At 64.7% G+C, this 26,822-nt stretch carries 26 protein-coding genes and 1 pseudogene; 12 read left to right on the top strand and 15 right to left on the bottom strand.

Annotated elements, in window-relative coordinates; all coding sequences use genetic code 11:
• Positions 1 to 5: 5 nt before the first annotated feature.
• A complete protein-coding gene (locus AC5ZFO_RS26305; protein ID WP_282521870.1) occupies positions 6 to 251 on the top strand; it encodes a hypothetical protein in 246 nt (81 codons plus the stop codon).
• Between the two features lie 111 nt (positions 252 to 362).
• On the opposite strand, the gene AC5ZFO_RS26300 is transcribed toward AC5ZFO_RS26305, so the two are convergent.
• Positions 363 to 815 carry an NUDIX hydrolase gene (locus AC5ZFO_RS26300; RefSeq protein WP_282521871.1) on the bottom strand — a complete coding sequence of 151 codons (453 nt, stop codon included), beginning with the start codon at positions 813 to 815 and terminating at the stop codon, positions 363 to 365.
• A gap of 231 nt (positions 816 to 1,046) precedes the next feature.
• On the opposite strand from AC5ZFO_RS26300, the gene AC5ZFO_RS26295 reads away from it, so the two are divergent.
• Positions 1,047 to 1,469, top strand: coding sequence for a RidA family protein (locus tag AC5ZFO_RS26295; RefSeq protein WP_282521872.1), 423 nt, complete (start codon positions 1,047 to 1,049; stop codon positions 1,467 to 1,469).
• Positions 1,470 to 1,478: 9 nt separating this feature from the next.
• Here AC5ZFO_RS26295 and AC5ZFO_RS26290 read toward each other — a convergent pair whose 3' ends face one another.
• Positions 1,479 to 2,570 carry an enolase C-terminal domain-like protein gene (locus tag AC5ZFO_RS26290; protein WP_282521873.1) on the bottom strand — a complete coding sequence of 364 codons (1,092 nt, stop codon included), beginning with the start codon at positions 2,568 to 2,570 and terminating at the stop codon, positions 1,479 to 1,481.
• Positions 2,571 to 2,765: 195 nt separating this feature from the next.
• On the opposite strand from AC5ZFO_RS26290, the gene AC5ZFO_RS26285 reads away from it, so the two are divergent.
• Positions 2,766 to 4,328 carry an adenylate/guanylate cyclase domain-containing protein gene (locus AC5ZFO_RS26285; protein ID WP_496122802.1) on the top strand — a complete coding sequence of 521 codons (1,563 nt, stop codon included), beginning with the start codon at positions 2,766 to 2,768 and terminating at the stop codon, positions 4,326 to 4,328.
• 268 nt (positions 4,329 to 4,596) lie between these two features.
• Here AC5ZFO_RS26285 and AC5ZFO_RS26280 read toward each other — a convergent pair whose 3' ends face one another.
• The 5 genes from AC5ZFO_RS26280 to AC5ZFO_RS26260 form a co-directional block, all read right to left on the bottom strand.
• On the bottom strand, positions 4,597 to 5,820 hold the full coding sequence (locus AC5ZFO_RS26280) for an ABC transporter substrate-binding protein (RefSeq protein WP_282521875.1): 1,224 nt from the start codon (positions 5,818 to 5,820) through the stop codon (positions 4,597 to 4,599).
• 319 nt (positions 5,821 to 6,139) lie between these two features.
• On the bottom strand, positions 6,140 to 7,072 hold the full coding sequence (locus AC5ZFO_RS26275) for an alpha/beta hydrolase (RefSeq protein WP_282521876.1): 933 nt from the start codon (positions 7,070 to 7,072) through the stop codon (positions 6,140 to 6,142).
• Positions 7,073 to 7,214: 142 nt separating this feature from the next.
• Positions 7,215 to 7,730, bottom strand: a complete 516-nt coding sequence (locus AC5ZFO_RS26270) for a hypothetical protein (protein WP_282521877.1) — start codon at positions 7,728 to 7,730, stop codon at positions 7,215 to 7,217.
• Positions 7,731 to 7,749: 19 nt separating this feature from the next.
• Entirely contained in the window at positions 7,750 to 9,372 is a 1,623-nt protein-coding gene (locus tag AC5ZFO_RS26265) for a flavin monoamine oxidase family protein (protein WP_496122801.1), read from the bottom strand.
• 325 nt (positions 9,373 to 9,697) lie between these two features.
• Positions 9,698 to 10,267 (bottom strand): alpha-ketoglutarate-dependent dioxygenase AlkB, encoded by a 570-nt coding sequence (locus tag AC5ZFO_RS26260; protein ID WP_282521879.1) that lies wholly within the window; start codon positions 10,265 to 10,267, stop codon positions 9,698 to 9,700.
• Positions 10,268 to 10,346: 79 nt separating this feature from the next.
• On the opposite strand from AC5ZFO_RS26260, the gene AC5ZFO_RS26255 reads away from it, so the two are divergent.
• Positions 10,347 to 10,487: a hypothetical protein gene (locus AC5ZFO_RS26255; protein WP_007597071.1), complete on the top strand. Its 141-nt coding sequence runs from the start codon at positions 10,347 to 10,349 to the stop codon at positions 10,485 to 10,487.
• Here AC5ZFO_RS26255 and AC5ZFO_RS26250 read toward each other — a convergent pair.
• The 3 genes from AC5ZFO_RS26250 to AC5ZFO_RS26240 are packed head-to-tail and all read right to left on the bottom strand — an operon-like array spanning position 10,484 to position 14,284.
• Positions 10,484 to 12,070, bottom strand: coding sequence for an ATP-binding protein (locus AC5ZFO_RS26250; RefSeq protein WP_282521880.1), 1,587 nt, complete (start codon positions 12,068 to 12,070; stop codon positions 10,484 to 10,486). The genes AC5ZFO_RS26255 and AC5ZFO_RS26250 overlap by 4 nt on opposite strands.
• Positions 12,067 to 12,771, bottom strand: coding sequence for a response regulator (locus tag AC5ZFO_RS26245; RefSeq protein WP_282521881.1), 705 nt, complete (start codon positions 12,769 to 12,771; stop codon positions 12,067 to 12,069). The genes AC5ZFO_RS26250 and AC5ZFO_RS26245 overlap by 4 nt, the downstream gene beginning before the upstream one ends.
• 16 nt (positions 12,772 to 12,787) lie before the next feature.
• Entirely contained in the window at positions 12,788 to 14,284 is a 1,497-nt protein-coding gene (locus AC5ZFO_RS26240; RefSeq protein ID WP_282521882.1) for a DUF4153 domain-containing protein, read from the bottom strand.
• A 191-nt stretch (positions 14,285 to 14,475) separates the two neighbouring features.
• On the opposite strand from AC5ZFO_RS26240, the pseudogene AC5ZFO_RS26235 reads away from it, so the two are divergent.
• Positions 14,476 to 15,839: pseudogene (locus tag AC5ZFO_RS26235) on the top strand (glycoside hydrolase family 3 N-terminal domain-containing protein).
• On the opposite strand, the gene AC5ZFO_RS26230 reads toward AC5ZFO_RS26235, so the two are convergent.
• Positions 15,815 to 17,437, bottom strand: coding sequence for an ABC transporter substrate-binding protein (locus AC5ZFO_RS26230; RefSeq protein WP_496122800.1), 1,623 nt, complete (start codon positions 17,435 to 17,437; stop codon positions 15,815 to 15,817). The pseudogene AC5ZFO_RS26235 and the gene AC5ZFO_RS26230 sit on opposite strands and share 25 nt — an antisense overlap.
• 83 nt (positions 17,438 to 17,520) lie before the next feature.
• Positions 17,521 to 18,402: a LysR family transcriptional regulator gene (locus AC5ZFO_RS26225; RefSeq protein ID WP_282521884.1), complete on the bottom strand. Its 882-nt coding sequence runs from the start codon at positions 18,400 to 18,402 to the stop codon at positions 17,521 to 17,523.
• Positions 18,403 to 18,501: 99 nt separating this feature from the next.
• On the opposite strand from AC5ZFO_RS26225, the gene AC5ZFO_RS26220 reads away from it, so the two are divergent.
• Positions 18,502 to 19,179, top strand: a complete 678-nt coding sequence (locus AC5ZFO_RS26220) for a peroxiredoxin-like family protein (RefSeq protein WP_282521885.1) — start codon at positions 18,502 to 18,504, stop codon at positions 19,177 to 19,179.
• Between the two features lie 3 nt (positions 19,180 to 19,182).
• On the opposite strand, the gene hydA is transcribed toward AC5ZFO_RS26220, so the two are convergent.
• A complete protein-coding gene (gene hydA, locus AC5ZFO_RS26215; protein WP_496122799.1) occupies positions 19,183 to 20,637 on the bottom strand; it encodes a dihydropyrimidinase in 1,455 nt (484 codons plus the stop codon).
• A gap of 114 nt (positions 20,638 to 20,751) precedes the next feature.
• The gene (locus AC5ZFO_RS26210; protein WP_282521887.1) at positions 20,752 to 21,360 is read right to left on the bottom strand and encodes a TetR/AcrR family transcriptional regulator; all 609 of its coding nucleotides are present in this window, start codon (positions 21,358 to 21,360) and stop codon (positions 20,752 to 20,754) included.
• Between the two features lie 103 nt (positions 21,361 to 21,463).
• On the opposite strand from AC5ZFO_RS26210, the gene AC5ZFO_RS26205 reads away from it, so the two are divergent.
• The 6 genes from AC5ZFO_RS26205 to AC5ZFO_RS26180 all read left to right on the top strand — a co-directional run bounded on the left by AC5ZFO_RS26205 (position 21,464) and on the right by AC5ZFO_RS26180 (position 25,655).
• Positions 21,464 to 22,159, top strand: coding sequence for a PspA/IM30 family protein (locus AC5ZFO_RS26205; RefSeq protein WP_282521888.1), 696 nt, complete (start codon positions 21,464 to 21,466; stop codon positions 22,157 to 22,159).
• Positions 22,160 to 22,199: 40 nt separating this feature from the next.
• Complete coding sequence (locus tag AC5ZFO_RS26200; RefSeq protein WP_282521889.1) at positions 22,200 to 22,475, top strand: YiaA/YiaB family inner membrane protein; 276 nt, start codon at positions 22,200 to 22,202, stop codon at positions 22,473 to 22,475.
• Positions 22,476 to 22,694: 219 nt separating this feature from the next.
• Complete coding sequence (locus tag AC5ZFO_RS26195) at positions 22,695 to 23,756, top strand: amidohydrolase family protein (protein WP_282521890.1); 1,062 nt, start codon at positions 22,695 to 22,697, stop codon at positions 23,754 to 23,756.
• 71 nt (positions 23,757 to 23,827) lie between these two features.
• Positions 23,828 to 24,940, top strand: a complete 1,113-nt coding sequence (locus AC5ZFO_RS26190; RefSeq protein WP_282521891.1) for an amidohydrolase family protein — start codon at positions 23,828 to 23,830, stop codon at positions 24,938 to 24,940.
• Positions 24,941 to 24,961: 21 nt separating this feature from the next.
• Positions 24,962 to 25,375: a Rieske (2Fe-2S) protein gene (locus AC5ZFO_RS26185; RefSeq protein ID WP_282521892.1), complete on the top strand. Its 414-nt coding sequence runs from the start codon at positions 24,962 to 24,964 to the stop codon at positions 25,373 to 25,375.
• Between the two features lie 73 nt (positions 25,376 to 25,448).
• Positions 25,449 to 25,655 carry a hypothetical protein gene (locus AC5ZFO_RS26180; RefSeq protein WP_014491844.1) on the top strand — a complete coding sequence of 69 codons (207 nt, stop codon included), beginning with the start codon at positions 25,449 to 25,451 and terminating at the stop codon, positions 25,653 to 25,655.
• Positions 25,656 to 25,819: 164 nt separating this feature from the next.
• On the opposite strand, the gene AC5ZFO_RS26175 is transcribed toward AC5ZFO_RS26180, so the two are convergent.
• A complete protein-coding gene (locus tag AC5ZFO_RS26175; protein WP_282521893.1) occupies positions 25,820 to 26,665 on the bottom strand; it encodes an SDR family NAD(P)-dependent oxidoreductase in 846 nt (281 codons plus the stop codon).
• Positions 26,666 to 26,822: the final 157 nt, after the last annotated feature.

The raw sequence follows: 26,822 nt of genomic DNA, 5'->3' as shown, positions 1-26,822 counted from the left end.
CACAAATGATGCGGGTAAGCTGCCTTGCCATGGCAATGCTGGCGCTGATGGCGTCATGCGCCGATGCGGCGATCGTCGACTGGCAGGCCGAGCTCCAGCGCTGCCGCGTGCTGCGGCAGAACGTGGCGCCACTGCTTCAGGCCGGCGAGGGGATATCAGCCGTCGGCCGCTCCAACAGATCCGTCCGCCGTTGCATCTGGATCCAGCGCATGGCGGTGCGCAAGAAGATCCCCGGCGCGGAGGTTTGGTAGCACTCCGTCATTGCGAGCGCAGCGATGCAATCCAGAATCTTTCCACGGTGATAGCCTGGATTGCTTCGCTGCGCTCGCAATGACGATGTGGAGGGAGCGACGTCCTCAGGTCTATCTCCCGCGCAGCAAGCCCTTCAGTCCCGCCGGATAAAGGCTCGGCCCACCCTCCACGTCGAGCTCCGCAAGATCGAACCAGCGTGCGACGATCTCTTCGCCGTTATCCTCGCGGAAATCGATGCGGTCCTGGCCGCTGAACGCGCCGTCTGGAAGCGCGACCTCCGCGATGAACATCACCTCGTGCCCGGTCGATCCCTCGTGCACAAAAATGTTCTCCATCACCAGCGGCTCGCCGATGATCGTGATGTCCATGCCGAGCTCTTCGTTGAATTCGCGCACCAGCGCAGTCCGCCAGCTCTCGCCGAATTCGATCTCCCCGCCGAGCGGCCTGACGCCCTTGATCCGTCCTGCATCGTCACGCACCTCGGCCGCGAGCAGCCGCCCGCCCCGCCAGTGCAGGCCGATCGCGACGACGCGGACGTGAGGGTGGGGCCGCCATGTGGACATGGGGGCATCGTTATCGCGCCCGCCGCCGCTGCGCAATGCGCGGTGGCGAGACCTTGTCGGGCTGGATGCGCACCGCCTTCGGCATGCAAATGCTTCGCAGCCTTGATCCGTGACTCTCCGCCTGCCATTGTCCGGTCATCCATTACGGCGACGAGCCTGGTGAGATGCAATTTGCGGCGTTCGGCGAAACGTGTCGCTTCGCCGGACGTGACGAGAAGGCAGGTTTCCGAGATGAGCAGCGTGAACAAGCCCGGTGGCAACTATTTGCCGGTGATCATCCATAGTGGAATTGCGTATGTCAGTGGTCAGCTGCCGCGTCGCGGCGAAGACCTGCTGTATGCGGGCAAGGTCGGCGCAAATGTCGATATCGCGGCCGCGCAGGAGGCCGCTGCTCTCTGCGCCGATCTCTGCATTTCGGCTGTCAATCACGCAACAGGCGGAGAGGACAGGATCGTCCAGGTCCTGCAGCTCGTTGGATACATTGCTTCAGCACCTGGATTTACCCAGCAGTCGCAAGTCATGAATGGGGCCTCCGACCGGCTGATCGAGCGCTTGGGGGATCGCGGTCGTCACACGCGCACGTCTGTCGGCGTCGCCGAGTTGCCGCGGGGCGCTCCCGTCGAGCTGAGTATGATTGCCGCTGTTCGGTCGTAAGAGGCGGTCTTATCCGGCGAGATACTTCTTCACCGCCGCCTCATCCCACGCAATCCCGTTGCCGGGCTCCTCGCCCGGCAGGGCAAAGCCGTCCTTGATCTGCAATCGTGTCGCCAGCACCGCGTCGGCCCAGTCGACATATTCCAGCCAATGCGCGGTCGGCGTCACGCAGAGCAAATGCGCGCTGACCTCCGAGAACAGATGCGTCGACATCTCGATGCCGGCGGCATGTGCGAGCGCGGCGGCGCGGAGCCAGCCGGTGACGCCGCCGATGCGCTGGACGTCGGGCATCACGTAGTCGCAGGCTTCCGCGGACAGCGCTGATTGCATCGAGAAGGCGCTGTCAAAATTCTCGCCGATCTGGACCGGCGTGCGGAGCGCATCGGCAATGCGGGCGCAGCCGGCATAGTCGTCGTGGCGGATCGGCTCCTCGATCCAGGTCAGCCCTTCGTCGTCGAGCATCTCGCCGCGGCGGATCGCTTCGGTGACCGTCAGAGCCTGGTTGTAGTCGCACATCAGCGTGACCTGATCGCCGACGGCCTTGCGCACCGCGCGCACCACGGCGAGATCCTCCCGCGCATCGGGCCGGCCGACGCGGATCTTTGCGGCGTGAAAACCTTCGGCCAGCAGCTTGTGGGCTTCGTCCACCGCGGCGCCCGCCGGCATGATGCCGAGCCCCTTCGAATTGTAGGCCCTGACCGGCTTCGGCGCGCCGCCGAGCAGGCGCGTGAGCGGCAGGCCTTTGCTGCGCGCCAGCGCGTCCCATGCCGCCATGTCGATGCCGGATTGCGCCAGCCGCTGCAGGCCGGCGAGGCCGAGCAGGGTGAAGCGCTGGGTCAGCTTGCGCTCGATCTCGAACGGCAGCAGCTCGTCGCCGGCGACGAGCTCTGACATTTCCGTGACCATCGCCGTCAGCGGCTTCAAGGCCGACGGCGTGATCGAGAACAGATAGGCATGTCCCACCGCGCCCTGGTCGGTCTCGCAGTCGATCAGCACCAGCGGCGCCTTTGCGACCGCGCCGGTCGAGGTCTTGAGCGGCAAATTCATCGGCACGATCACGGGGCGCGCGTTGAAGCGCCTGATGCGGATGGTCTCGGTCATATGGAGTATCTCCCGGCGGAGTGAATGCAGGTTAATGTCGATCTTAAACATTCGCCATGAAACGAAAAGCCATTTGCTGCGACCCACCATGAAATGGGGTTGCGCGGCCTCGCACTTGCGGGCTCTGTGCCGCCGCAAGCTCTTGCCGCGAATTCCAGGGATTTGCGACAAGATCGCACACGACGGAGCCACAGCGTGAAACAAGAGATCTCCGAAGAACAGCGCAAGAGCGGCATCCTCACGGGGGCCGTGATCGCCTTGCTCCTGCTCGCTTTGCCGCTCGCGGTATGGCTGGACCTGACCGACCTCAGCAAGACCGCGCTGCGCCGGCAGGCCGCCGACCTCAACTCGGTGATCACGAGCGTGCGCAGCTACTATGCGTCCAACGTGGTCGGCCGCATCCTGGCCAACCCTGATGGCACCACCAGGGTCGTGCACAATTACGAATCCGTCCCCGGTGCGATCCCGATCCCGGCGACGCTGTCGCTGGAGCTCGGACGGGTGATCGGCGCGCAGCAGGAGAACATCGCCTACCGCTTCGTCTCGGATTTCCCGTTCCAGAACCGCGCCGCGCACCAGCTCGACAAATTCGAGAAGGACGCGCTCGACGCGCTTCGGAGGGATCCCGAGCAGAAGATCGTCGAGACCGAGACCTCGCTGTTCTCCGACAAGGTCCGGCTGGTCGCGCCCGTCACGATGGGCCCGGCCTGCGTCAGCTGCCACAACAGCCACCCCGAGAGCCCGAAGAAGGACTGGAAGGTCGGCGATATCAGAGGCATCCAGGAGGTGATCATCGCGCAGCCGATCGCCGCCAACATCTTCTCGTTCAAGTTCCTGCTGGCCTATTTCCTGATCGCCGCGGGCTGCGGCCTGTCGTTCCTCTCGCTCCAGCGCCGCCAGGCCGGCCGCATCAAGGGCATGAACAAGGAGCTCGAATCCGCCAACGACTTCCTGGCTTCGTTGTCGATGAAGATCTCGCGCTACATCCCGCCGCAGGTCTACAAGAGCATCTTCAGCGGGCAGAAGGATGTCACCATCCACACCGAGCGCAAGAAGTTGACGATCTTCTTCTCCGACATCCAGAATTTTACGGCGACCGCGGAGCGGCTTCAGCCGGAATTGTTGACCCAGCTCCTCAACGAATATTTCACCGAGATGTCGGCGATCGCGCATGAATATGGCGGCACCATCGACAAGTTCATCGGCGATGCCATGCTGATCTTCTTCGGCGACCCCGAGACCAGGGGCGACCGTGCGGACGCGCAGGCATGCCTGCAGATGGCCTGGCGCATGCAACAGCGCCTTGCCGAGCTCAATGCGAAGTGGCGCGCCTCCGGCATCGAGCAGCCGTTCCGCTCGCGCATGGGCATCAATTCCGGCTATTGCAATGTCGGCAATTTCGGCAGCAGCGACCGCATGGACTACACCATCATCGGCGCGGAAGCGAACCTCGCCGCGCGCCTGCAATCGATCGCCGAGCCCGGTGGCATCGTGCTGAGCTACGAGACCTTTGCGCTGGTCAGCGACATCGTTCGCGCGCACGCGCTGCCCGCGATCACGATGAAGGGCATCAGCCGCGAAATCATTCCCTATTCGGTCGACGCACTCAACGATGCGGCGGCGGAGCGGAGCGGGGTCATCACCGAGCGCGCGCCCGGCCTCGAGCTCTATCTCGACCCCGCCGTGGTGAAGTCAGGCGATGCGGCGCGGGTGCGCTCGCTACTGGAAAGCGCGCTGGCTTCGCTGAAGCCGGCGTGAGACGGCGCGCGCAGTCTTGCGTGACTCCTCTTGAGAGCGCGCCGTGTGGCACCCCTCTCCCTAACCCTCCCCCGCAAGGGGGGAGGGAACGCATTTGAGCGTGCGGTTGGATTTGGTTCTGTGAACTCATTGAGCTTCTGAGCCCAGCCCTCACGGCGCGGCACACTGCGCTCCCTCCCCCTTGCGGGGGAGGGCGGGGGAGAGGGGGGGGCCAGCAAAAGGTGCGTGCTTGAACGCCGCGCTGCACCAACCCACGTCCACGTGAAGCTTACCGCGCCGCCCCTTCCGTAAACGCCGTCTCGATCACATCGCCAAAAGGTTGCCACGACCTGCCGTCAAACTGCACCAGCCGCATCTGCCTGATCGGCAGGTAGCTGTTCGGCGAGGTGCTCATCCTGATGTTGGGCAAGGCAACGGAGGGCTGCTGATCCCTCAGCGAGGCCGCCTGCCTCATGATGTTCTCGCGCGAAAAATCGTCGCCGCATTGCTTCAGCACCTGCGTCAGCGCTTCGGCTGCGGCGTAGCCATAGAGCGCCGCGGTGTTGTTGGTGCTTTCGACGTGGTGGTACTTGTCCATGAAGGCGAACCAGTCCTTCATGGCGGGGTCGTTCTTCCATGCGGGGTCGCTCGGATCCTTCAGGAAGGCCGCCGAGATCACGCCGGCCGAATTCTCCAGGCCCGCGGGCGCCATCGCGTTGGCGATCGAGGCGGAGGCGTCGTTGACGATGATGACCGGGCGCCATTTGAGTGACGCCGCCAGCTTGATCACCTTGGACGCCGTCGACGGCACGCCGAGAAAGACGAAGATGTCGGCGCCAGCGCGCTTGAGGATCGAGACGTGCCCTTCGAGATGCTCATCGGCAATGTCGAAGGCGATGTCGACGAGGACAAGGCGGTTCAGGTCGCCAAGACCTTCCTGGATGCCCCTGTAGAGCATGCGTCCGAACTGGTCGTTCTGCCAGAGCACCACGATCTTCTTCTTGGGATAATAGGCCTGGATATAGTTGGCATAGATGCGCCCCTCCGACCGGAATGAGGGCTGCCAGCCCATGGTCCAGGGAAACGCCTTGGCCTGGCTCAGCTCCTCGTCGCCGGAGGCGACGAACAGCTGCGGGATTCTCTTCTCGTTCAGGTACCAGCGCGTGGCGATATTGCCGGGCGTGCCGAACGAGCCGAACATCAGGTGCACGTCGTCCTTCTCGACCAGATTGCGCGTCAGCTCCAGCGCGTTGGCCGGATCGGAATTGTCGTCGCGCGTGATGAAGCGGATCTTGCGGCCGTTGATGCCGCCGCGCGCGTTGATCATGTCGAAATAGGCGGCTTCCGCCTGGCCGATGGCGCCGAATTCCGAGAGCGGTCCCGAATACGGCATGACATTGCCGATGCGGATTTCGTCGTCGTTCGCGGGTTGCTCGGCGCGTTGCTCGGACATCGCGCCAAGCGACGCGATAGCGATCATCGAAACGAACAGCATCCTGCCGATGACGCGCATGCTCGATACCTTGATATTGGCCCCTCCAAGAGGTCGGCTCAATCCGCACCAAGTCCGCTTGATCTACGTCAAGCGTTTGTCAAACCTGTGGCTTGATCGCCCGCTTCAAGGCGACGCATCGCAGTCGAACGAAGCGACAGCCGTGTTGACGGGCTCCGGCAGTCTTCTCTGAGAGAGTCCCCGTGTGGCACCCCTCTCCCTAGCCCTCCCCCCTCTTGTCCGCCGTAGCCTTGGCCAAGGCGGATGCGGGGGAGGGCGGGGGAGAGGGGTAGCTCAGCAAAAGGTGCGAGTGGATCGGCACGCCGCCCGCAACGCGCCGCTACGGCAGCCCGCGCGCCTCGAGCTGATGCACCAGCAGCAGCGTCGGTTCGGCGAGGCTGTCGCCGGAGCCGTCGAGGCCGAAGGCGGCGGCGATACCGTCGCGGCTGCGCAGCAGCGCGCTGCGCGGGCAGTGGCCGGCGCCGCACAGCGTCTTCTTCAAGGTCTCGCCCTGCGCCACGAGGCTCGCGGGATCATTCGCGGCCCAAGCCAGCACGATCGGCGCGTCGACGTTGAGGATGCCGGGGAAGACCGACCGCTTGTCATATTGGGTTGCATCAGTGCCGAGATAGGCCTTCTCGCTGTCGTTCGCGTCCTTGCCAGCGCGGTAGATCCCGGACACCAGCACGACGGCCGCGACGTCGGCCCGGTCGGTCTGGAACTCGGGATGCGCCAGCAAGGTGGCGACATGGAAGGCGCCGGCGCCGTAGCCGACCGCGACGATCTCGCGGGCATCGCCATTGAACAGGTCGATATTGCCGTGGACCCAGGACAGCGCCGCCGCGACGTCGGTCGCACCCATCGGCCAGGTTGCCGAGGGCGCAAAGCGATAGCTGACGCGCACGCCGATCATGCCGTTACGCGCGGCAAAGCACATCGCCTGGTCCTGGATCTCGCGGGACAGGTCCGGCGCGCCGCGATCGCCGGTAAAGGTGTCGCCCCCCACGAACAGCAGCACGGGCCGGGGCGTATCCGCCTTGGTCTCGCTGCTGGTGGCGACGTCGAGCACGTTGGCTTCGCTCTCGCCGTAGCGCAGCCCGCGCGAGAAGGAGATCTGCTCGCACAGCCGCGCGGTGCCACCGGCGGTCGTGTCGTTGTCGGTGAGCCCCACCCGGACGAGATCGGACGGCCGTGTGAGCCGCGCCGGCGACGGACCGTGTGCGGAGGCTGCCGTCATGCCCAGGATGAGAAAAAAAGCGAGATAATTCTTCATGTTGGTATGTTGGTGCCGGCCTGCGTGCCCGATATGGGCTCGCGCGTTTGGCCTGTCTTTTCAATTCGCCTTATTAGTTAGTTGGTCTTGAGGCGATTTCACGGCACCCGGTTTCTTGCCCATGTTCTTGCCCATGCGCAGTTCAATTCCCCGGCTGGAACGTGCAGTCGGCCCCGCTGCCGTCTCTCCGGCGGATGGCATTGGGGTCGATCGTGCAGCTCAGCTTGCTCAGGCTCTCGAAGTTCGATCCCGCCGCACCATCGGACGGAATGCCGGCGAGCGCTTCTGTCGCGAAAATTTCATTGGCCGTCGAGCCGTTCACGGTCCTGCTCTTCTTGCCGAAGGCCAGCTCGCAGTTGCGTAGCGTGATGTCGACATTGCCGGTGCGGCAGACGATGCTGTCCGCGGTCACCACGATCGGCTTCTTGTAGGGAATCTCGGCATTGGCGGCGAACAGCATCGCCACCGCCTTCTTCTCGGCGCCGGTCAGGTCCGGCGACAGCGGCGCGATCACGCCCGCGAGCGCCAGCGCCGTCGAGCCCGAGACTTTTGCAGGCGTTGCCTCCGAGGCCCCGGCGGCGTTGAAGGCGCCGGCAAAAGCGAGCGCGGAGACGATGCGGGCCCAACTCCTGGATCGGGCCCCTGTCGTGAATGTCATTCGCGCCGCTCCTCTTCGGTCACGGCTTCGATGCCGCAAGGCGCCCGGAGCCTATGACAGAATTGCTGGTCCTGGCAGAGCCCTGCGCTCCAGGCTGCTTGTCGATGGCCTTGATGATCGCGGCCGCCGCCGTCTGGCCGGACTGGAGAGCGCCTTCCATGTAACCGAAATAGGCAAAGCAGGTGTGCTCACCGGCAAAGAACAGGCGGTCCTCGAAGCCCTTGGCCAGCAGCGGCCCGGCGAGGCAGATCTCGCCGGGGGCGGGACAGGAGTAGCCGGCGGCGGTCCATTCGTCCCGCGGCCAGGCCATGAACTCCGGCTGATCGGCCAGATGTGCGACATAGCCCTTGTAGACGCTGCCGATCTGCTGCGCGTAGAACGCGTCGACCTGCGTCTGGTCCCCGGGCTTGTAATGCTTGAGAGCTTCCGCCGCGACGTCGGCGCCGGCAAACAGGCTGAGCTCGACCGGGTGCTCCGGCGGGGCGATCTGGTTGTCCGTCCCTTCCCAGGTGACACCGAACTGGTTCGAGATGGCGGTCGGGGCGAGGCCCTCGCCGATCCAGAAGCGCTTCTTGAGCGGGCTGAGATATTTCACCGCCGTCCCCATCGTGACGTAGTAGTCGTGCGGCAGGTGGGGCGTGATCGTGATCTTGGCGTCCGGTGAGTCCGGCCACAGGCTCGGGGGTATCGCGAGCACGGCATAATCGGCGTTGAAGGACGCGCGTGCCGTTCCGTTGCCGGAGGGGCCGAATTCCAGGGTCACGCCCTCGCCGTCGATGCGGATGGCGCACACCGGCGTCGACAGGTGGGTGCTGGCGCCCTTGTCCTTGATGTCCTGCGCGAGACGAATGGCGAGCTCCTGATTGCCTTCCGAGCAGCGCAAAGTCTCGGTCTGGGTGAAGAAGGCGTCGATCTGGTTCTTCATCCGTCCGCCCGCGACGACGGTCAGATTGGCAAGAAGGCTCTGCTCGGTGGTCGGCTGGCCGGCATCGTTGGAGAACTGCTCCTCCATGGCGTGCATGGTGAGCTTCGAGCAGTTGAGGCTGGCGATCCACTCCGCAATCGTCCTGGCGTCGAGTTTCCTTGCGCCCTTGGTGCGCCAGGGCTTGTGAGGCTTGACCCTGCCGGCCCACCGGCTGAGCTTGCGGAAGGCGTCGTCCATCTCGTGATAGACCAGCTTCATCTGGCCGTCGGAGAGCTTGTGGCCGTCGAGAAACAACGGCATGTCGAGCTCGAGCGCGTCGAAATTGGTGTCCGAAGTGATGACGGACAGGCCGAGCTCGAACCGCTTGGCATATTTCAGCCAGAGCGGATGGTTGTAGCCGATCAGCTCGCCGCCGGCCTCGACGATCCCGCTCGGCTTCTTCTTGCTGAGAACCCGGCCGCCGAAGCGGTCGCGGGCCTCGAACAGCGTCACCTCGCAATGCGCGACGAGTTCGGAGGCCGCCATCAGGCCGGCGAAGCCGCCGCCGATGATCGCGACTTTCGGGCGTCGCACCGCCAGCGCGCGGAGCGCGGTGGGCGAGCGGATCGCGGGCGGGGTGGGTTGAAGGGCGAGCTTGTCCTTGACCCGCCGCTGGCGCTCTGCCCCCGAAATCCTGGGCCCGTAACGCCGGTGCAGCCGCGCAAACAGCGAACGCATCGCGAGCCTCCCTTGAAAATGTCTTCTGCCGGGACGGCGCCGTGCCGCCCTGAAATGCTGCAACATCGGCTAAAAATTGGCCGGCCGATAGAAGCGAGATTAACTTACAATCTTGCGGAGAGTCGAGTGGCGGCTTCTCTTCCGCCGACGTCTTGCCCCTGGCCCGCAATTGAAGGGAAAATCCGCGAATCGCGCGGCGATTGCGCGGCGCGGCTGTTTTGGTCCGACGGGTCAAACATTTGGGGCGCGCGACCGCGGTCGCATGCCGGCCGCGCGTTCTACTGTGCATGGGGTTGTTTTCGCAGTTTTAGTTTTGGACCGGCCGTTACACCCGCTTCATCGTCCGGAAGGTGATGGAATAGCGGCGTGCCTCGACCGGCGGGATGCTGTGCTCCCATTGCGACCGCGCCTCGCCGTCCATCATGTAGAGCGAGCGCGGCAGGGCTTCGAGCGCGTGGCGCTCCCATTTGTCGCCGCTGCGGCGGCGAAAGCGGAATTTGCAACGAGCGCCCAGCGACAGGCCGAGGATCTCCTTGAAATGCGGCTTGTCGCGGTGCCAGCCGATGCCGACGCCGGTGTCGTATTCGGTGCAGAGCACCTGCCGGACACTGCCATCGGCGAGGCCCGCCCAGGCTTCGACCTGCCGCGCGACGGGCAGGACCCAGTCCGGGATCGGCTCGGCCTCGGCCAGCCGTTGCAGCGAATAGTCATAGCGATAGCCGAACGACGCCACCCGGCGGTTGCCCTCGAAGGCGCCGAACTGGAAGCGCTGCAATGGCAATGCTGCAATGCGGCCGATCAAGTCCTGCTCGACGGCGGCCTCGACGAAGTCATCGGTATAGCGAAGCCCGGCAGGGCCGGCTTGCGGGGCGGCGAATAAACCAAGCTGCGTCATTGCTCGCATTTCCGTGATGGAACCTAATGGCGGCTGATGCGACTTACATAGGACACGGAAAAAAACGTGCGAGGCTGTCATGGCAGAGAAGCATACCGCCGATCCGGCAGAGATCATGCGGGCGACCGGTCATCCTGAGCTGGAATATGCCGCCGGCTGGACCATCGCTGGTCTGGTCACCATCGGCACCATCGTCGCCGCCTGGGTGTTTGCCATTTAGGCTGCGGGAAACTGAAGCTCGAAGGCCGCGCCCTCGTCGGTCGGCTTGAGCCTGATCGAGCCGCCATGGCTCGCCATCACTGCGCGCGCGATTGCCAGCCCCATCCCGGTGCCGCCCTGGTCGCGGCGGGTGGTGAAGAACGCATCAAAGATCCTGTCGCGGTTCGGCGCCGAAATCGGCTCGCCGTCATTGCTGACCGTCACAAGCAGGGTCGTCCGCCCGTCCACCGCCTCCAGCCTGATTGTCCCGGCTTTGTGCCGCATCGCGTTGTCGGCGAGATGCGACAGTACGATCAGCGCCTTCTCGCCGGACATGCCGATCGCCCGATCGAGGCGGCCGCTGGCCTCGATTGAGCTGGCTGGAAAGCGGCTCCGGAGGTCGGCGATGACGGGCGCAAGCTCGGTGCGCTCGTTCTGCGGCAGGCTCTCGGCGCGGGCGAGCTCGCGCAGCCGCTGCGCCATTGCCTCGAGCCGTTGGGTGTCCGACAGGATGTTGGCGATGAACGTCTTCTGCTCGGCCGGCGTCAGGCCGTCGGCCTTGCCCTGATACGAATCCTGCAACAACTCGGCCGCGCCCTTGATCGAGGTCAGCGGCGATTTCAGCTCGTGGGTGAGGTGGGCCGAGAACGTCGCGATATAGTCCGAGCGCCGCGCCAACTGTTCCGCCATGCCGAGAAAACTGTGCGAGAGCTGGGCGAACTCGCGGGTGCCGTAATGCCGGAGCGGCCTGAACGCCTCGCGATCGCCGCGGCCGATCCGCGCGGCGCGGTCGATCAGCTCGCGCATCGGCAGCGTGATGGTGCGCGAGAACACGAGGCCGATCGCGATGGTGCCGAGGATCACGGCAAGCCCCGCCAGCACGAACTTGGCCCGCTCCTGGTAGAGATGGTCAAAAATGTTGCTCGGCGTCCGCGTGGTGTAGATCACCCCCGCAACGCGGTTGTTGACGATGACGGGCATCGCCGAGAACACGTGCACGCCGAGGCCGCGGCTGAACGAATAGATCGGCGGCGGCGGCCGATCCGGGACGCGGTTGCGCAGGGTGGCGCGGTATTGCCCGTGCAGCGCGTCCGCGACCTCCTCGATATGGGCCAGCGACTGCCCGACCTCGTAGCGCCCGGCGATCACCACGCCCTGCGGATCGAGGATGCGAAAGCCTGCCAGCGTCACCTTCTGGGTCTCGCGGATGATCGGCGTCAGCCTTGCGCCGATCTCGACATAGGCTGGCTGCGCCGGCTGCGGAGCGGCTTGCGCATCGGGCCGCCGTCGCAAGAGATCGTTGGCGGTGAGGTCGAGCGCGGGACGGATCGGGGTGACCTGGTCGCCGGGGTCGGGCAGCACGTTGGGCGGCACCTCGGCGCCGAGCGTCAGGCCGTTGTCGAGCCGCGCCGTGACCTCCTGCGCATAGATCGTCGCAAGCACGCGGCTCTGCGCGATCAGCTCGGCCTGGGTCTGGCGGATCAGCTGGTTGTCGTAGAGGCGGAAGAAGAACAGGCCGACCAGCGGCAGCACGCCGACGGTCGCCAGCACCGTGAAAATCACGAGGGTGAGCGACGGCCGCCATTTGTCCGGCGCTGCGCTCATGCCTCTTTCTCGCAGCGGCCGAGCTTGAAGCCGACACCGTGGATGGTCTCGATGACGTTCTCGCAGGCCAGCGCCGCGAGCTTGGCGCGGATGTTGCGGATGTGGCTGTCGATGGTGCGGTCGGAGACCTGGATGTTGAGCTGATAGGCCGCCCGCATCAGCTGCTCGCGGTTGAACACCGAGGTCGGCCGGGTCAGGAACGCGCGCAGGATGCCGAACTCGATCGCGGTCAGCTTCAACGGCGTGCCCGAGAAGGACGCCACGTGCTGCTCGGGATCGATCAGGAGACCGCCTTGCGACAGCGCGGCCGGCCCGGCCTTGGCCTCGCCATTGCGCGGGCTGAGGCGGCGCAGGATGACGTTGACCCGCGCCACCAGTTCGCGCGGGCTGAACGGCTTTGTCACGTAATCGTCGCCACCGATCTCGAGGCCGAGGATGCGGTCGATCTCCTCGTCGCGCGCCGACAGGAACAGGATCGGCACGTCGGAGCTCTTGCGGATATCGCGGCAGACGTCGAGGCCGTCGAACTCGGGCATGCCGATGTCGAGCACGATCAGGTCGGGCTTGTCGGCGGCAAAGCGGGCGAGTGCCTCCTTGCCGTCGCGCGCCTCGATCACGTCCATGCCGGCCTTCTTCAAGGCGACGCGGATGACCTCGCGGATGTGGCCCTCGTCGTCGACGATGAGAATGCGATGCGCCAAGAACCTCTCCGCTTCCTCAGCCTGCCTGCTGATCCTTCGCCTGCGCGTCCAGCCTGCGCTGGAGCCGCCAGCTCCGAAAGCCCCAGCTCCGCCAGGCCAGATCCTGGCGCTGCTGTTCTACAAGGCGGTCGCGGCGCGACACAAGGCAGCTCTCGGGGGCGCCGGGTCGGAGCAAGATGGCCTTGTCGATGGCAGGCAGCGCCTGCGGCCCGAGCGTCAGGAGATAGTTGATGTCGATCTGCACGCCCTTGCCCGATGCTTCCCGGCTGTGGGCGACATTGTAGTCGGCAATGAACGCATCGAAGTTCACGAGCGAGCAGCTATAGAGCACGATCGTCAGCGCGATCAGATTGGCGCCGACGAGCCACTGGTTGGACCGGTTGAGCGCGATGCGCGCCACGATCAGGACCAGCCCGAGCGCCACCAGCCCCATCCAGATGAAGGCGGCGATCCGCCAATAGGTCAGCATGTAGATGTCGACATAGAGGTCGAGGCGAAGGATGGAGGAGGCGACGAGCAGGACGTTCTGCCCGACCCAGAGATAGACCAACGGCCGGATCACCTTCGATTTCTCGGTTGCCCCGCCCGGGCGCATCGCCACCAGCACGAAGGCGGCGGCGAGCAACGCGGTCGCTATCAGCGGATAGGCGCCGCGATGGGCGTAGGCCGCATAGGTCAAATTGTCGGGCAGTGCCACATGGCCCCAGAGATAGATGCCGTCGAGAATGGACTGCGCCGCGAACAGCAGGTTGAACAGGATCAGCGAGCGCAGAATGGTGGAGGGGTTCAGAAATTCGGCCGAGACCAAGGGCGGGAGCGGGGGCGGCACGGGGCCGTCGGCAACGGCGGTGGTGACAATCGTCCTGCGCCGCCAGCGCACATGGATGAACGGCCAAGCCAGCGCCAGCATCATGGCCCAGAATAGTATGCGCGGGATGCTGACATATGCGAGGATGAGCTTTGGATTGAGCAGGGACACCCACTGCTCGATCACCGGATTGGCCGCAGCGAACAGCGCGACGAAGACGGTGCTCAGCACGGCGGGCATCAGCCAGAGCGCGAGGCCGCGGGTGAACGCCGACATGTTGAAGACCTGGAGCGCCTCGAGGAAGAACCTGAAGGGCCCGAACAGGACAAAGTTGCGCAGCGCGCGGGCACGCTCAGCGAACCCGGTCGTTTCCGGATTGGTCGCGATCAGAAGTGCAATGGCCAGCGCCATGGTGAGGATCAGGAAGGACAGCATGTTGAGCTCCTCGACGGCCGGCACGAGGCCGGCGACGAGAATGGCCGTGCCGATCATGGCGCGCCGCAGATCCAGGGCCGCATGATTGAAGAGCACCGACACGCAGGCCATCGCGATCGCAAAGAGCGTCAGCGACAGCCCGATCCGCTGGCCGTAGAATAGCCAGTCGGCGAGCGCGGCCAGCACCAGCGCGAGGCCGACCTTGGCCGGGATCGAGGAATGCCTGATCGGCTGGATTTCCTCTGCTATCGTTGAAGCCAGGCTCGTCATGTCCAAATGACCTTTCGTGATGGGTGGCATCACGAAGTCTGAACGGCGCTTGTGCAGAAGGCGGGACCATCGTCTGCACGGTTTCAGGAGTCTTTTGCAGTTTTCGTGCAGGCGCGCGTTTGCCTCTCGCGCAGCGTGATTCGCTTTGATAGGTGCGAAGCATTAGCCACTCCTATAGCGCGTGACACATCATGCAATTCCTCGGTCGTATCGGTCTCGTCCTGCTCTGGCCGGCCGCGCCGCTCATCGCATTCGTGGCGGCCAACAAGAACGATCCCTATCTGGTCCCACTGCGCGGCGCAGGAAACCTCGCGCTTGTCGTCGCAAGCATCGTGATCGTCATCGTCCTGCTGCGCAGAGAACGGTGGCGTACCATCGCGGGCAAGTTGCTCGTCGTGCTCTGGTGCCTGCCGCCGGTCCTGATGTCGGCGGCGCATCTGAAGTTCGAGCTGCGCAAGCACGATGTGCTTGCCGCGAGCGCCACCGAGGCCCGTCAGCTCGGACCTCACTTCATGGTGGGCTATTCCTCCTTTCCCGAGGTTGCGCGCCTTGCCGAGCAGGGCTTGATCGGTGGCGTCTATGTGACCCGGCGCAACATCCGCGGCCGGACCGTCGAGACGTTGCGCACCGAGATCGCGGCGCTCCAGGACAAGCGGCGGGTGGCGGCCTGCCGCCGCTGGTGGTTGCGGCAGACCAGGAGGGCGGCATCGTCGGACATCTCGCGCCGCCGCTGACGAAGGTACCGGCGCTGGCGACGCTCAGCGGGCTCGCTCCCGACGAACAGCAGGCCAAGGCCGAAGAGTTCGGCCGCATCCATGGCCGCGAGCTCGCCGGGCTCGGCGTCAACCTCAACCTCGCGCCGGTACTCGACCTCAAGCCGCCGGTTCGGCGCAATCGCCTCGATTTTCACACGCTGATCGGCCAGCGCGCGATTGCGACCGATCCTGCCGTCGTCAGCACGATCGCGAGCGCCTATGTGCGCGGGCTGGAAGAGTCAGGCGTCGGTGCTACGCTGAAGCATTTTCCCGGCATCGGCCGCGTCCGTACCGACACGCATCATTTCAGCGCGAAGCTCGACACGCCGGTTAGGGAATTGGAGGCAACCGACTGGCTGCCGTTCCGCGAGGTGTTGTCGCATTCGCGCAGCGCGCTCATGGTAGGGCACGTGACGCTCACGACCGTCGATCCCGATCGCGCGGCCTCGCATTCGAAACGCGTCATTGACGGCATCATCCGCGACAAGTGGGGTTACCAGGGCATGGTGATGACCGACGACCTCGTGATGGGTGCGATCTACCAGCACGACGTCTGTAAAGCCGTGGTCGAGGCGATCAACGCCGGCGTCGATCTGCTGCTGGTTGCCTATGACGGTGCGCAATTCTACCGGGTGTTCGCCTGCGCGCTGGATGGGGCGCGGCAGGGCAAGCTCGACGCGGCGATGCTGCGCACGAGCGAGGCACGGTTGGCGCGGGGCTTCCCGACGGAGCAGGTGCGGGCCGCCTCAGACGTCGTCCGCGTTGTCGACCGGCATCAGCCCTTCGCGAACTGGCGGTAGTCGGGTTCGCGGTGAAACCAGAACTCGTAGCCGGTGATGGCCTTTTGCATGGCGACGTCGTGGATCGGCTGGTTGAGCGGAACGACGGGAACGTCGCGCATGCAGAGCGCGATGAAATCCTTCACGCACCGGTCGTATTCCGCCGCATCCGCCGTGAAGCGCGCCTTGTCGATCAGCGCGTCCATCGCCTTGTTCTGGTATGACGAGATGTTGAAGATCGAATTGTTGCCGTGGAAATTCCAGTAGAAATAGTACTCGGGATAATCGAGCCAGCCGCTGAATCGATTGAGCGCGAGCGGCAGCTCCTTCTTGTTCAGCGTCGTGCGCCAGTTCGCGCCGGGGATTTTTTCGATTCCCGCCTTGATGCCGATCTTGGCGAGACTTTCCTGGATCAGGATCGCGGCCGGCTCGCCGACGGTCGCAGTGCCTGTGTCGAGCGACAAGGTCGTCTCCAGGCCGGACTCAAAGCCTGCTTCCTTCATCAGCGCCCTGGCCTTGTCGAGATCGGTGACGTAGGGAAACGGCTGCGGCCAGACCGGCTTCGAGACATCGGCGGCGCCGCCATACATGGGAACGGCGCGGCCGAAGAACGCGCTGCTCTGGATCTGCTCATAAGGCATCGCCCACGCGATGGCCTGCCGTAGCTTCACATTGTCGAACGGCGGCTTCGCGGTGTTGAGTGCGACGTACCAGAGCGCGTTCGGGATCGGCACGCCTGATACCTTGACCTTGCCCTCCCGAATGATCTGCTCGAAATCACGCGGCGCAAATCCGCTGGAAATATCCGCATCGCCCCGCTCCAGCATCGCGCGGCGCGTGCCGGCCGAGGGGACGTCGCGCGCGATCACGCGCTTGATCTTCGGCAGCGGTCCGCTCTTCCAGTCGTCGAAGCGGGCCAGCACGGTCTCGCTGCCGGGCTTCCAGCTTTCGATCCTGTAGGCACCGCCGCCGGCCTCGTTGGTCCTGAGCCAGGCCAGCGCCCAGGGGTCTTCCGCCGTCGCGTTCTTCTTGGCGAGTTCGGAATTGATGATGAAGGGCACGACAACGGCGACGTTGAACAGCAGCATCTTGTCCTTGCGGACATAGTCGATGCGGAAGGTGTGGTCGTCGACCAACAAGAACTGCTCGGGCTTCTCCAGCGATCCCGCGGACATCTGGAAGGTCGGGAAGCCGCCGACCTTCACGGCACGGTCGAACGACCATTTGACGTCCTTGGCGGTAACAGGCGTGCCGTCGTGGAATCTCGCGTCCTTGCGAAGCTTGAAGGTGCAGGACATGCCGTCGGCGGCGACCTCCCAGCTCTCGGCGAGTTCGGGCGCGAGCTTCTCGCGATCATAGGACACCGTCCCATCGGGCAGCGTCTTGGAGGCATAGGTCAGCAGGCGATCGTGGCAGTTCCAGGACAGGCCGTTCACGGTCTGGTTGGAGCCGACGCCCTGCATGTCGAGCGAGTTCGGCCCAAGCTCCTGCACCACCAGCAGCGTCTCGGCACGCCCCTGCGCCCTGGCGAAGGAGGGCGTGATCGCCGTCAGCCCGGCCGCGCCAAGGCCGCCGAGCACCAAATCGCGGCGGCTGATGTCGAAAGACGATGCGTTCATCGATGCCTCTTTTGCGGGAGATCTTCAATGTAAGGAGGCAAGGCGCGTGCCATCAGGCGCGCTTCATGGCGTCGCATCCGCGCCTATCTCAACTCCTCCGCCAGGAAGTCGACCAGCGCGCGCACCTTGATCGAGGGGCGCGGACCCGCCGGGAACACGGCATACACCTCCACCGGCGCGAGCTTGTAGCTCTTCAACACCGGCACCAGCGCGCCCGCCTCGATCTCGGGGCCGGCCATCACCGGCGACGTCATCGCGATGCCGAGGCCTGCCAGCACACTCGCGAACACGCCGGGACCGGAATCGGTGGTGATGCGGCCGCGGACATCGACCGAGGTCTCCGCGCCGTTGCGGGTGAACGACCAGGTGGTGCGACCGAACATGCCGGGGCCGAAGATGCAGTCGTGCGAGGCGAGATCGGCAGGCGTCTTCGGGATGCCGCGCTCGGCTAGATAGGATGGCGCCGCGACGAGAAAGCGCGACACGGTCGCAAGCTTGCGTGCGCCGAAGCCGGAATCGTCGAGGGGGCCGAGGCGAATGGCAACGTCGGTGCCCTCCACAACAAGGTTTTGCCGTTCGTCGGCGACGGACAGCTCGACGCGCAAGAGGGGATGAGCCCTGAGGAATTTCGGCAGGCGCGGAATGATGTTTCGCGTGCCGTAGACGATCGGCATCGTGATGCGCAGCGTTCCACGCAAGGAATCGACGCCGCGCGCGGCATCCTCGGCATCCTCGATATCAGCCAGCACTTCGCGCGCACGCGTCAGGAACAGCGCGCCGGCGTCTGTGACCGTGATGCTGCGCGTGGTCCGCAGCAGCAGCTTGACGCCGAGCCGCGTCTCCAAGTCACCGATGATGCGCGACACCGAGGGCTGCGACAGGCCGAGCTCGCGTGCGGCCTTTGAAAAGCTGCCGCTCTCCGCCGCGCGGACGAAGACGGCCAATTCCTGGAGCCGGTCACTCATTTGAAATCCGGATAAAACTTGTCCGTATCGACCGTATATCCCTTCATTCTCAAATGATCCAGATAGAGCGGGCCAACAGCAAAAGATGGAGCTACCACCATGGCCCTGCAAGACAAACTCGACGCCTTCAAAGCGGACTTCGAAGCCGGCCGCTTTCCGCTCAAGCCGAGCAAGGAGGCGCTCGACACCATGCACCGGGCTACCGCCGAGCTGATCGCGAGCGGCCAGGCGCAGCGCGCCAAGAAGGCCGGCGACGCCGCGCCGGAATTCATCCTCAGGGATCCCGACGGCAAGCCTGTGTCCTCGCGCGACCTGCTCGCGAAGGGACCGCTGGTCGTGTCGTTCTATCGCGGCGTCTGGTGCCCGTATTGCAACCTCGAGCTCCAGGCGCTCCAGGAGGCGCTGCCAGAGCTCGCCGCGCGTGGTGCGAGCCTCGTTGCGATCTCGCCGCAGACCGCGCCGAACAGCCGCAAGTCGGAGCGCGAGAACAAGCTGTCGTTCCCGATCCTGAGCGACGTCGCAAGCGGCGTCGCCGACGCCTTCGGCATCCGCTTCGCGCTGCCGGCCGATCTCGTCTCGCTCTACAAGTCCTTCAAGAACGACCTGCCGACGTTCAACGACAATCCGGCCTGGGTGCTGCCGATGCCCGCGCGCTACGTCATCGGCCGCGACGGCATCATCGCCTATGCGGAAGTGAACCCGGACTACACCCAACGCCCCGATCCATCCGAATTGCTGCCGGTGCTCGACCGGTTGCAGGCCGGCAAGGCGGCTTGATCGTTACGGCGTGACCGCTCCGCGTGCGACCGCGCGCGGGGCGGTCAGTTGCTTCCATGTCGAGTTGGCGACGTGCACCGGCGAGAACGCCGGACGCTCGACGTAGTGGCCGTCGCCGGCCTCGGCGCGGAGATCGCCATCCTTCCAGACGATGCGGCCACGCGACAGCGTCGCGGCCGGTCCGCCGGTGCAGGCAAAGCCTTCGAACACGTTGTAATCGATCCGGCTCATCTGCCGCTTCGCGCTGATGGTCTTGCTCGCCCTGGGGTCCCACACCACGACATCGGCATCCGAACCGACGGCGACGGCGCCCTTGCGCGGGTAGATGTTGAGGATGCGGGCGATGTTCGCCGAAGTCACCGCGACGAACTCCTCCTTCGTCAACCGTCCCGTGGCGACGCCCGCGGTCCACAGCAGTGCGAGCCGATCTTCGAGGCCGCCGGTGCCGTTCGGGATCTTCCTGAAATCGCCGAGCCCGAACCGCTTCTGTTCGGTGGTGAAGGCGCAATGGTCGGTGGCGACTACCTGGAGCGAGCCGGCTTGCAGGCCGGCCCAAAGGCTGTCCTGATGCGATCTGTCGCGGAACGGCGGCGACATCACGCGCTGCGCGGAATGGTCCCAGTCCCTGTTCTGGTACTCGCCGGCATCCAGCAGCAGATGCTGGATCAGCGGCTCGCCATAGACGCGTTTCCCAGCGGCCCGTGCGCGGGCAATCGCTTCATGCGCCTCGCGGCAGCTCGTGTGGACGATGTAGACCGGCGTGCCCGTCATATCAGCGATCATGATGGCGCGGTTGGTGGCTTCGCCCTCGACCTCCGGCGGCCGTGAATAGGCGTGACCCTCGGGGCCGGTGACGCCGCGCGCGATCAGCGCTTCCTGCATCAGGGCGACGACGTCGCCGTTTTCCGCATGGACGACAGGCATGGCGCCGAGATGGGCGCAGCGCGCGAACGAGTTGTAGAGCTCGTCATCGTTCACCATCAGCGCGCCCTTGTAGGACATGAAATGCTTGAAGGTGTTGATGCCGTAGGTTTTGACCACGGTCTCCATCTCGTCATGGATCTGCTTCGACCACGACGTCACCGCCATGTGGAAGCCGTAGTCGGTCGCCGCCTTCTCGGATTTGTGCCGCCATTCCTGATAGGCCGCGAGCATCGACTGGCCGGGATCGGGCAGGCAGAAATCCACCACCATGGTGGTGCCACCGGTCAGCGCCGCCTTCGTCCCGGATTCGAAATCGTCGGCGGTCACCGTGCCCATGAACGGCATTTCGAGATGGGTATGCGGATCGATCCCGCCCGGGATGACATAGGCGCCGCCGGCATCGACGATCTCCGCGCCCGTCGGTGCATCGAGCGATGTTCCGATCGCGACGATGGTCTCGCCGTCGATCAGCACGTCCGCACGGCGCGAATGATCATGATTGACGACGGTGCCGCCGCGGATGAGGAGGGGCATGGGAGACTCCGGAGAGAGGACGAGACGCGGCGAAAGCTAAGCGTGCTGCCAGCGATGCGACAGGCGAAATTTTAGTCAGGTGCCGCCGCCAGTTTCGCTGCGCTCTCTCGGCTTCTACGCCGCCCGCGCGATCAAGCCGTCGATCATCGCCCGCACCAGGCCCGCGATTTCCTTCCGCAGCGCCGGCAGCGGCACGGCGACCAGCCTCTGCTCGAGCCCCAGCGCCACCATGCCATGCACGGCCGAGAACAGGCTGCGTGCGGTGATGCCGAGCTCCTCTGCCCCTCTGTCTGGAAACAACGCTGCCAGTGGCGTGTAGATGTGGCGGAACAGCTGCAACTGGTCGTGGACGGACCAGTCGGGGACTTCCTTGCCGGCCTCCATGCGATGCTCGAACATTGCGCGCCAGAGCTCGAGATTTTCTGCGGCGAAATCGCAATAGGCGATCGCGATGCGGACCAGCGTCTCCTGCGGCGATGGATTGTCCGCGCTCACCGCCGCGCTGAGCACCTTGTCGAGTCGGAGTAGCGTGCGTGAGCCGACGCGCAGGACCAACTCGTCCACGTCGGCGACGAGATTGTAGACCGCGCCATTGGCGCAGCCGATCTCGCGGGCGAGATCGCGGGTTTTTAGACCCGCCAACCCTCGCTCAGCAATCATCCGCTCGGCCGCCTGAATCAGGTCGGCCCGCAGTTTCTCTCGACGTTCCAAGGCTTTAGTCATTTGTTAATCAAATTCTTGAGCGACGCTCAAAAATATATTGAACGATGTTCAAGATCTCTGCTACAAACCATCCGTGAGCAACGCTCATAACAGGGAGCAGCAAATGTTCAAGACCGTAGTGACACTTTTCCGCGGCAGCGTGGCCGCCGCGGGCGAGGAACTGGAAGACCGGACGGCCCTTCTGATCCTCGACCAGCAGATGCGCGATGCGGCCGCCGCCGTCGAGCGCAGCAAGCGGACGCTGGCGCTGGCGATCGCCCAGGACCAGCAGGAAGGCCGCAAGCTCGAAGCGACCGTCGCCCGCATCGCCGATCTCGAGACCCGTGCGGTTGCGGCGCTCGACGGTGGCCGCGAGGATCTCGCCAAGGACGCGGCCGAAGCCATCGCGGGCCTGGAGGCCGATCGCGATGCGGCGATGACCGCACGCGCATTGTTCGCGACCGAGATCATCAGGCTGAAGCGCCATGTCGCGAGCGCGCAGGCCCGCATCACCGAGCTCGATCGCGGCCGTCGTGTCGCCCGTGCCTCGGAAGCGGTGCGCTCGCTTCGCCGCAGCGGCATCGAGGCGGCACGTCCTTACGAATCCACGCTGCCGGAGGCGGAGAGCACCTTGAGGCGCCTGCGCGACCGACAGATGGAAGCCCAGGCCGCTGACGACGCGCTGGTCGAGCTCGATGCGGCCTCCGGTCCGCTCGCCACTGCGGAACGGCTCGCCGAGCAGGGCTTTGGCCCCCGGCTCAAGACGACCGCGGACGACGTGCTGGTGCGGTTGAAGTCCAAGCGCATGCCGACTGCCTGATCCCAAACCCCATCATCATTCGAACCGACAGGAGACCATCATGAACCAGAACGGCCAGCCCCACAGCAGCGCCTGGGTGACCTTCACTTACGCGTCCTTCGCAGCCTCCGCGTTCCTCGTCGCCATCGGCATCTTCTTCCTGCCGATCGATCTCTGGATGAAGGGCTATCTCACCATGGGCATCGTGATGCTGATCCAGACCTGCATCACCTTGACCAAGACGGTGCGCGACAATCACGAGAGCAGCCGGCTGGTGAACCGGATCGAGGATGCCAGGGCCGAGCGCCTGCTGATGGAAGTCTCCAAGGCGGCTTGAGGCGAGAGCGCAAAGAGCGGAGGATGCCCCGGCATCCACCGCTCGCGCCGAGAGACCATCCATCATCGAGTAGCGCGGAGCTTTGTATCGCGCCTGCGAAATGCAACCGAGCCATGACGGATCGCGCGGGCGGGCGACCTTGCGCACCAGCGCGGTCAGGGGCACTCTGCGCAAGCGGCGCACAGGAACGCCGCCAATAAGATTGCGCGAGGAAGCTTCATGGCGGTGACGCGGATCGACTGCGATATCCACCCGGCGGTTGGTGGCACGCGCACGACACTGCTTCCCTATCTCAGCGATCACTGGAAAGAGCAGGTCGTGAGCCGCGCTATCGACGGGCTCGATCTCACCTCCTATCCGCCGAGCATGCCGCTCACGGGCCGCGCCGACTGGCGGCCGGCCAATGGCGCCAAGCCCGGCTCCGATCTCGCGATGGTGCAGAAGGGCGCGTTCGAGCAGCTGGGTGCGAGCCACGCGATCCTCAACGTGCTCTATGGCGCACAGGCCGTGTTCGACGCCTACATGGCGGCGGACTTCTGCAGGGCCATCAACGACTGGATCGCGGCCGAATGGCTGTCGTGCGATCCCCGCCTGCGCGCCTCCATCGTGGTGCCGATGCAGGACCCGGATCTCGCGATCGAGGAGATCGAGCGCCGCGCCGGCGACAATCGTTTTGTCTCCATCCTGGTGTTGGCGCAGGGCGAGACGCTGCTGGGACGGCGGCATTTCTGGCCGGTCTACCGGCTCGCCGAGAAGTACAGGCTGCCGCTCGCGATCCATGCCGGCACGCAATATCGGCAAGCGCCTAGCTCGGCCGGCTGGCCGTCGCACCGCTACGAATATTACTTCGTCGAGGCCCAGGCGTTTCAGGCGCAGATCCTGAGCCTCATTTATGAAGGCGTTTTCGGCAAGTTTCCGAACCTGAAGGTCGTGCTGATGGAATCAGGCGTGAGCTGGCTGCCGGCCTTCATGTGGCGCGCCAACAAGACCTGGCGCGGCGTCCGCGTCGAGGTTCCCTGGGTCGAACGCGAGCCGGCCGCGATCATCCGCGACAATTTCCGCGTCACCATGCAGCCCTTCGATGCGCCGACTGATGCAAAAAGCGTCGAGGAGATCATCGACCAGATCGGCTCCGAAAAGATGTTTTTGTTCGCGTCCGACTATCCGCACTGGCAGTTCGATGGCGACGATCCGATCCCGCCGCACCTGCCGAAGAGCATCATCGCGAAGATGTGCGTCGACAATCCGCTGGAGACGTTTCCGCGGTTATCGCTGAATTGACGCATGATCCGGAAAAGTGGGTACCGGTTTTCCGATAAGATCATGCGCAAACAAAAAGTTTGGAGGATCGCATGAGTGACGTCATCGACCGCCCGCTGCTCGACGAAGAAAAGCCCGCCACCTCGCGGTTGCGCATCGTCGATTGCGACGTGCATCCGAGCCTGCGCTCGACCGACGATCTCAACGAGTTCCTGCCGAAACGCTGGCAGCAGCATCTGAAGGAATATGGCAGCCATCTGCGCACGCCGTATCTCTTCACCACGCCCTATCCGCGATCCTCGCCACTGATCGCGCGGCGCGATGCGTGGCCGCCGACCGGCGGGCCGCCCGGCTCCGATCTGGCCTTCATGCAGAAGCAGCATCTCGATCCGCTCGATGTCGAGTTCGGGATTCTGCAGGTGCTTGATCTCTTCATCTTCTCGCAACAGAACCTGGAATTCGGCGCCGCGATCCAGCGCGCCATCAATGACTGGCAGCTGGCGTTCTGGTCGCATCGTGATCCGCGCCTGAAGGCTTCGATCCTGGTCGGGCAGGATGGCGTGGATCTCGCCATCGCCGAGATCGAGCGCTGCGCCAAAATCGGCGAATACATCCAGATCAATGTTTCTCCGCGCGCCAACGAGCCGCTCGGCCGCCGCCGTTACTGGCCGATCTACGAGCGTGCGCAAGAGTTGGACCTGCCGCTCGGCATCCATGTCGGCGGCTATGGCGGGCATCCGCCGACCGGCGGCGGCTGGCCGTCCTATTATGTCGAGGAGCACCAGTCCAACGCGCACACCATCGCGGCGCAGCTTGCGAGCCTCGTCATCGAGGGCGTGCCTGAGCGGTTTCCCAAGCTGAAGATCGTCTTCATCGAGGGCGGGTTCGGCTGGATCCCGTCGGCGGTGTGGCGGATGGACCAGCATTTCGAGCGCTTCCGCAGCGAGGTGCCGCATCTCAGGCGCAAGCCGTCCGAATATGTCCGCGAGCATTTCTGGTTCACGACGCAGCCGATCGACGAGCCCGACGAGGCGCGGCATCTGCGTTCGCTGATCGAATGGGTCGGCATCGACAGGCTGCTGTTCTCGTCGGACTATCCGCACTGGGATTTCGACGATCCGCGCTTCGCCTTCAAGACGCCGCTGACGGAGGCCGAGCGGAAGAAGATCTTCAGCACCAATGCCCGCGCGGTCTACAAGTTCTGAGCAAAGAGGTTCTGAAAGGATATGGCCCGTCACATCGTCGCGCGCACCTCGGAGATCCCGCCCGGCGGTAACAAGGTCGTCGATATCGCGGGCCGCGACATCGTCGTGTTCCACGTCAATGGCGAGTTCTTCGCACTGCTGAACCGATGCCCGCATGAGGGCGCGCCGCTGGAGAAGGCGGCATGCGTGGCGCGGCTGACCTCGCCCGAGCCCGGCGTCTATGAGCGTTCGCGCGTCGGCGAGATGCTGCGCTGTCCCTGGCACGGCTGGGAATTCGACATGCGCAACGGCCAATCCTGGTTCGATCCGAAACGGGTCAAGATCCGGTCCTATCCGGTCGCGGTGGAGCGTGGCGAAGAGTTGCAGAAGGGCCCGTACGTCGCCGAGACGTTTCCGGTGCATGTCGAAGACAGCTATGTGATTGTCGAGGTCTGAGCCGGCATTGCCGATTGAGATTCCAACGCAGGTGCGTTATGGCTCTCGCGCTTTCCAGAGGCGGAGATGAGCTTTGTCGAAACAATCCCTGCGTGAGGAGGCCGAGCGCCTGATCCGCGAATCGATGGAAAAGAAGACCATCGTCGTCAAGCAGGGCTCGACCCGCATCGAGGCCGTCTGCGGCAAGTGCGGCGCGCCGAACCGGGTGCAGGCGGAAAAGGGCCAGAGCCGGGTCAAATTCGCGTGCAAGAATTGCGGGCACCAGCAAGAAACGCTGTAGGGCGTTTGCGCGGTATTGCCGCGCCGCGAGTGCTCTTGCTCCTCATCCCGAGGAGCCCGCTGAAAGCGGGCGTCTCGAAGGATCGAGGCCCGAGCCGCCTCAGCCGGGCCTGCATGGTTCAAGACGCGCGCAAGGGCGCGCTCCTCACCATGAGGGTCTGATAGTTACTCCCCGTCCACAAATCTCTTGAACGCATCCGCATAGTCCGCATGCCAACGTGACAGCGGCGGGCGGTTCTCGACGATGTCTCCCGCCGCCCACAGCATCCGCTTCTCGTCGAGCGCGCGCGGCACGTCGTTGTCCGGGCAGAGGATATAGAAGTCGTCGGCCTCCAGCCGCGCCAGCATGAAATCCACGGTCTGCTCAGCCGTCCAGGCTCCGGCCGGCTTCTCGGTGCGGCCCCTTGCGGTGAGGCCGGTGAAGACGAAGCCGGGAATCAGCAGATGCGCGGTGATGCGGCAGTCCTTCGTGTTGCGCAGCTCGTGCTGCAGCGCTTCCGTAAAAGCCTTCACGCCGGCCTTGGAGACGTTGTAGGCGGGATCGCCGGGCGGCGTGGTGATGCCCTGCTTCGACCCGGTGTTGATGATGAGGCCGCGCCTGCCGCGCGCGATCATGTTGGCTGCGAAGATGCGCGAGCCGTTGATGATGCCCCACATGTTGACGCCGATGATGCGCTGCCAGTTGTCGGGCTCGCCGAACAGCGTGCTGCCCGGCTGGATGCCGGCATTGTTCATGAGGATGTCGGTACCGCCGAAGCGCTCGCGCACGCCCCGTTCGAGTTCCGTCACGCTCTCGGCCTTGCTGACATCGGCGGCGAACGTCATCACATGTGTGGCAGGCGTGACGGATGACAGCTTTGTTGCGGCTTCCGCGAGCCGCGCCTGGTCCACATCTGCGATGCACACCTTCATGCCGGCGCGCGCGAAGGCCAGCGCGGCAGCCAATCCGATACCGGATGCGCCGCCCGTGATCACGGCGACATTGTCTTTGACGATGGCGGAATGTGGCATGGCTGGTCTCCGGGGGAAGGGCACGGTCGAGCTATAACATGGCGCTCGCGCGACCCTGCACAAGTCGGCATGGGAGGTCTTCGTTCTACGCCGCCTTTACGCCTCTCCGCCACCGCTGTATCCTCGTCGACTTAACGATCCCGCCCAGATCGAACCA

Source organism: Bradyrhizobium sp. Unk1 (assembly GCF_059512345.1).
Note: the sequence above shows the minus strand (reverse complement) of the source record. Positions and strands in the feature narration are given on the sequence as shown.